The sequence below is a fragment of the Mesorhizobium sp. M7A.F.Ca.CA.001.10.2.1 genome (assembly GCF_003998575.1).
In the GTDB taxonomy this organism is placed as follows: domain Bacteria; phylum Pseudomonadota; class Alphaproteobacteria; order Rhizobiales; family Rhizobiaceae; genus Mesorhizobium.
The window spans coordinates 1-5,712 of the sequence record NZ_RZQY01000378.1 but is presented as its reverse complement, the minus strand read 5'-3'; the positions used below and the strand labels follow the sequence as shown (position 1 = coordinate 5,712).

The 5,712-nt window shown below is 63.0% G+C and carries 4 protein-coding genes; all 4 read left to right on the top strand.

What is annotated here, in order from left to right; all coding sequences use genetic code 11:
• A partial coding sequence (locus tag EN964_RS22180) for a response regulator (protein WP_127276731.1) occupies window positions 1–1,704 on the top strand: 1,704 nt, incomplete at its 5' end.
• Window positions 1,705–2,213: 509 nt separating this feature from the next.
• A complete protein-coding gene (locus EN964_RS22175) occupies window positions 2,214–3,242 on the top strand; it encodes a PstS family phosphate ABC transporter substrate-binding protein (protein ID WP_127271977.1) in 1,029 nt (342 codons plus the stop codon).
• Window positions 3,243–3,338: 96 nt separating this feature from the next.
• Window positions 3,339–4,805, top strand: a complete 1,467-nt coding sequence (pstC, locus tag EN964_RS22170; RefSeq protein ID WP_127271979.1) for a phosphate ABC transporter permease subunit PstC — start codon at window positions 3,339–3,341, stop codon at window positions 4,803–4,805.
• Window positions 4,802–5,712, top strand: a 911-nt coding sequence (locus tag EN964_RS22165; RefSeq protein WP_127276729.1) for a DUF3333 domain-containing protein, incomplete at its 3' end; no start/stop codon positions are given. The genes pstC and EN964_RS22165, both read left to right, overlap by 4 nt.

Genomic DNA, 5,712 nt, shown 5'->3' with positions numbered 1-5,712 from the left:
CTGCGCGAGGCGCGTCAGCGCGCCGTGCTCGCCGACCGCGCCAAGTCGGAATTCCTCGCCAATATGAGCCATGAGATCCGCACGCCGATGAACGGCGTGCTCGGCATGGCCGAACTGCTGGCCAAATCGGACCTCGACCCGAAGCAGAAGACGTTCACCGACATCATCGTGAAATCGGGCAATGCGCTGCTCACCATCATCAACGACATACTGGACTTCTCCAAGATCGATGCCGGTCAGCTGGTGCTCGATCCGGCGCCCTTCAATCTGGCCGAGGCGATCGAGGATGTGGCGACACTGGTGTCGACACGAGCCAAGGAAAAAGACCTCGAGCTGATCGTGCGTGTCGAACCTCGGCTCGAGAGCCTGTTCGTCGGCGATGTCGGCCGTATCAGACAGATCGTCACCAACCTGCTCGGCAACGCGGTGAAATTCACCGATGAAGGCCATGTGCTGGTCGACGTCACCGGCGAGAGGGTTCCGACCGGAACGAAGCTGACGATCTCGGTCACCGATACCGGTATCGGTATCCCCGAGGAAAAACTGAAACTGGTGTTCGAGAAATTCAGCCAGGTCGACACCTCTTCGACGAGGCGGCATGAGGGAACCGGCCTCGGTCTTGCCATCACCTCGCGGCTCGTCGAACTGATGGGCGGCGACATCGGGGTCGAAAGTGCGGAAGGCAAGGGCTCGACTTTCTGGTTCTCGGTGACGCTGCCGCGGGCCGGACAGCAGAACGGACAGCGCATCATGCCGATCGACGTGACCGGTGCGCGTGTGCTGATTGTCGACGACAATGCCGTCAATCGGGCCATCCTGACCGAACAGATGACATCGTGGACGTTCGATTCCTGCGCGGCCGAAAGCGGCGCCGAAGGCCTCAAGGTACTGATCGCCGCCGCTGCCTATGGTGTCCCGGTCGATTGCGTCGTGCTCGACTACCAGATGCCTGGAATGAGCGGCGCCGAAATGGCGCGGATCGTGCGCAGCACCGCCGGCCTTGCCGGCATGCCGATCATCATGCTGACCTCGGTCGACCAGTCGCTCGCCAACACCAGCTATCGCGATCTTGGCATCGATGCCCAGCTGATCAAGCCGGCGCGCTCCTCGGTGCTGCTGGAAACGCTGGTCGCCACCATCCAGCGGCATCGCCACAACACGAGCGGCAGCGACGCGCAGCCGCTCGCAGCCGACGTCGCTGCGGGTTATGTGATGCGGACGCAGCCCTCGGCGCCGTCCGAACAGCGGGCGCTGCTGCAGCCGCCCTCAATTCGCCCCCGGCCACCGGTGGCGGCTGGCGGCGACAGGCTGGATATCCTGGTGGCCGAGGACAATGAGGTGAACCAGATGGTGTTCACCCAGATCCTCGGCGAGACCGGTTATGGTTTCGAGATCGTCGGCAATGGCCGCAAGGCGCTCGACGCCTTCGGCCGGCTGAACCCGTGCATGATCCTGATGGATGTCTCCATGCCGGAGATGAACGGTCTCGAAGCAACCGCCGCCATTCGCCGGCTGGAGGAAGAAACCGGCACCCATGTGCCGATCGTCGGCGTCACCGCGCATGCGCTGAAGGGCGACCGCGAGCGCTGCCTGGAGGCAGGCATGGACGACTATCTGCCCAAGCCGATCAGTCCCCGGGCGTTGCTCGAGAAGGTCGAGCGCTGGGTCGGCGCCAGCCGGCAGGCGCAGCGCAACGCCGGGTAAGGCCGGCTCTGCCCGAGTACCGGGAATACGGCGAAGATTCGCGCCCCTGTCAGCGGCCAAGACTATGGTGCGATCGCACCATATGAAAGGCGGCATCCAGCCGAGACAATGGCGACATTCGAATTCCGCTCTTCCCAGTTACGGGCGGGAGCAGCGACCGCCGGCATGAGACAGCGTCAACCTACCCCAACGGACCTGTTTTCGGCGATGGCCCGGCCACGACACCGTCTGGCTGAGAGCAACGCGCTCCCGTCCGGCTTTTCTTCATAAAGGCCGGCTGATCCCCAAATCGCCGGCCAGCCTCGACCGAATCGAGCAAGTCCCTGATTCCGGTGACAAAGCGGGGCTGCGTCGGGAGTGCCGGCCAGGCGGCATTCTGCTCATCCCGATGACGCGTTACCGGGGTGACATCAAACTGTCATGCGACTGTTATAATCGAAGGCTATTGGCCTCAGCGGGCGCCGACTGACGAGCGCCGAGAGACCATCTTCCGAACAGGAGCAGGCCACATGAAGAAATTCCTCTATACGGCGTCGGCCGCTGCGCTTGCGCTCGCCGCGACGTCCGGCTTCGCCGCCGCGCGCGACCAGATCCAGGTCGCCGGGTCATCGACCGTGTTACCTTATGCCAAGATTGTCGCCGAGCAGTTCGGCGAAACATTCACCAACTTCAAGACCCCGGTCGTCGAATCCGGCGGCAGCGGCGCGGGCATCAAGGAATTCTGCAAGGGCGTCGGCGAAGACACGATCGACATCGCCAATTCGTCGCGTCCGATCAAGGCGGACGAACTCAAGTCCTGCGCCGACGCCGGCGTGAAGGAAGTCCAGGAAGTCCGGATCGGCTATGACGGCATCGTCTTCGCCACCGACATCAAGGGCCCGGATTGGGCGCTGGTTCCCGCCGACATCTACAAGGCGCTGGCAGCCAAGCTGGTCGTCGACGGCAAGCTCGTCGACAATCCGAACACCAAGTGGAGCCAGGTCAATCCGAAGCTGCCCGACTGGGACATCGCCGCCTACATTCCGGGCGAAAAGCATGGCACGCGCGAAGTGTTCGAGACCAAGCTTCTCGATGCCGGCTGTGACAAGGCTGCTCTCAAGGCCGCCGGCATTGCCGACGACAAGGAAATCGGCAAAACCTGCATCGCCATCCGCAAGGACGGCAAGGCCGTCGACATCGATGGCGACTATACCGAGACGCTCGCCCGCATCGACTCCAACAAGACCGGCGTCGGCGTGTTTGGCCTCGCCTTCTATGAGAACAATGCCGACAAGCTGAAGGTCGCCACCGTGGAAGACGTCGTGCCTTCGACCGAGACGATCGCCAGCGGCAAGTATCCCGTCTCGCGCCCGCTGTTCTTCTACGTCAAGAAGGCGCATCTGGGCGTCGTTCCCGGCCTCAAGGAATATGTCGAGTTCTTCCTTGACGACCAGATGGTTGGCCCGGAAAGCCCGCTCGCCGAATACGGCCTCGTTGCTGCTCCGGATGCCGAGCGTCAGGCCCAGCGTGACGCTTTCGCCGCCGGAAAGTCGATGTAATCAGCTGCCGAACCGGGGTGCGGGCCAAATCCCGCGCCCCGGTTTCATCGCAGGCCGCAATGGCGGCTGCGTAAGAATTTCTCTTGGGGTGGGTCCATGTCGTCCTTGCTCGTACTGGCCATCGTCGTTGCCGTCGGCCTGGTTGCCTTTTTCATCGGTCGGCAACGTGCCGCGGCCCAGGACAATGGCAAGGTCAAGCCGCATTCGCGCGCCCACTATCATGGCTGGTGGGCCTTCCTGCTCGCCGTTCTGCCTGCTCTTTTGCTGCTTGCCGTCTGGACCGTCGGGTCTTCCGTCTATCTTGACCGACACATTCACACTGCCTTGCCCGAGCGCACCGTCGACAGCAAGGTTGCCAGTGAGGCACTGGATGTCAGCCTCGTAAAGAGCCTCGCCAGGGGCCTGCGCAAACTCGATGCCGGCACACTGGCCGCAATGCCTGCCAGCTTTGCCGAGCTGCAGCCGCTGCTCGCCGCCAAGGGTGTGGCACTGGCGAGCGACACGCAGGATTACATGATCCCGATCGCCGTCGAGGCGAACAAGGTCCAGGACCGGCTCGGCCTGTTCGGCGCCATTGTCATTCTCGTTTCCTCGATCGCCGGCGCCTTCTATGCGCTCAGGCAGATCGAGCCGCGCGCCAGGGCCCGCAACAATGTCGAGAGGCTGATGCTGTGGGGGCTGCTTGCCGCCTCCACCATCGCCATCCTGACAACCATCGGCATCGTGCTTTCGATGCTGTTCCAGACGATCACCTTCTTCGAAAGCGTCTCGCCGATGAGTTTCTTCTTCGGCACCGTCTGGGATCCGCGTTTTGCCGCTGCCGGTTCGGGCGGCAGCCAGGGCCAATTCGGCCTGATCCCGCTTCTTGCGGGCACGCTCTACATCGCCGCCGTCGCGCTGCTGGTTGCGGTGCCGGTCGGGCTGATGTCGGCTGTCTACATGGCCGAATATGCAACGCCCAAGGTGCGCTCGGTGGTTAAGCCGGCGCTTGAACTTCTGGCCGGCATACCGACCATCGTCTACGGCATCTTCGCCGTCGTCACGCTTGGGCCGTTCCTGCGCGACCTGTCCGCGGCGCTGACCGGCGGTTCGCCCTTCATCCAGGGCCAGAGCATCTTCACCGCCGGCCTGGTCATGGGCGTCATGCTGATCCCGGTCGTGTCCTCTCTCTCGGACGACATCATAACCGCGGTGCCGCGCGCCATGCGCGACGGGTCGCTTGGCCTCGGCGCGACCCGCTCCGAGACGATCAAGCGGGTGATCCTGCCGGCTGCACTGCCCGGCATCGTCGGCGCCATCCTGCTGACCGCCTCGCGCGCCATCGGCGAAACGATGATTGTCGTGCTGGCGGCGGGCGTCGCCGCCAACCTCACCATCAACCCGTTCGAGGCGATGACGACCATCACCGTCAAGATCGTCAACCAGCTCACCGGCGACCTCGAGTTCAATTCGCCGCAGACGCTGGTCGCCTTCGCACTCGGCCTGACGCTGTTCGCGCTGACGTTGGTGATGAACATCGTCGCGCTCTACATCGTGCGCAAATATCGGGAGCAGTACGAATGACCGACATTTCCATGGATACGATGGTCAGGGCGGCGGCCCATCCGCGCCGCGACATCGGCCTGAAGGCCCGTTACGCCGCCGAACGCCGTTTCCGCTTCTATGGCGTCGTGGCGATTTCCGTAGGCCTGGCGTTCCTGGCAATCATGCTGATCACCATCGTCTCGAAAGGCTACACCGCCTTCTGGCAGACGACGGTATCACTGCCGATCTCGTTCGACGAGAAGGTGATCGATCCTTCCGGCAAGCGTGCAACCGATCCGAGCGTTCTGATCAAGGCAAATTATCCCAAGCTCGCCGAAAACGCGCTTGTGGCCAAGCTCGGCATCTCTCCTGATGACAAGCCGATGATCCAGAAGCTCAAGGGCTTCCTGTCGGAAGGCGCCCGCGTCCAGTTGCGCGACATCGTTGCCGCCGATCCGTCCGTGATCGGCACGACACGCAACGTCAACATCCTCGCCGCCGCCAATCTCGACTCGGCTTTCAAGGGCCAGATCGACCTCAGTGTCGAGGAAGCGCGACGCAAGGTCTCGGACCAGCAGATCACCTGGATGAACAAGCTCAAGGCCGAGGGCGCGATGGCCGAGCACTTCAACAGCGGCCTGTTCACCTACGGCGCCTCCAGCCGCCCGGAAACCTCGGGCATGGGCGTGGCGATCATCGGCTCGTTTTATATGATGGTGATCGTGTTGCTCCTGGCGCTGCCGATCGGCGTCGCCGCCTCCATCTATCTGGAAGAGTTCGCCAAGAAGAACCGTTTCACCGACCTTATCGAGGTCAACATCAACAATCTGGCAGCGGTGCCGTCAATCGTCTTCGGCTTGCTCGGCCTCGCGGTGTTCATCAATTTCCTGGGCATGCCGCGCTCCGCCGCTTTCGTCGGCGGCCTGGTGCTGACACTGATGACGCT

What these genes read in the sequence shown, in the direction of transcription:
- EN964_RS22175 (WP_127271977.1), top strand. Translation starts at nt 2,214, where the DNA reads ATGAAGAAATTCCTCTATACGGCGTCGGCCGCTGCGCTTGCGCTCGCC.
- pstC (WP_127271979.1), top strand. Translation starts at nt 3,339, where the DNA reads ATGTCGTCCTTGCTCGTACTGGCCATCGTCGTTGCCGTCGGCCTGGTT.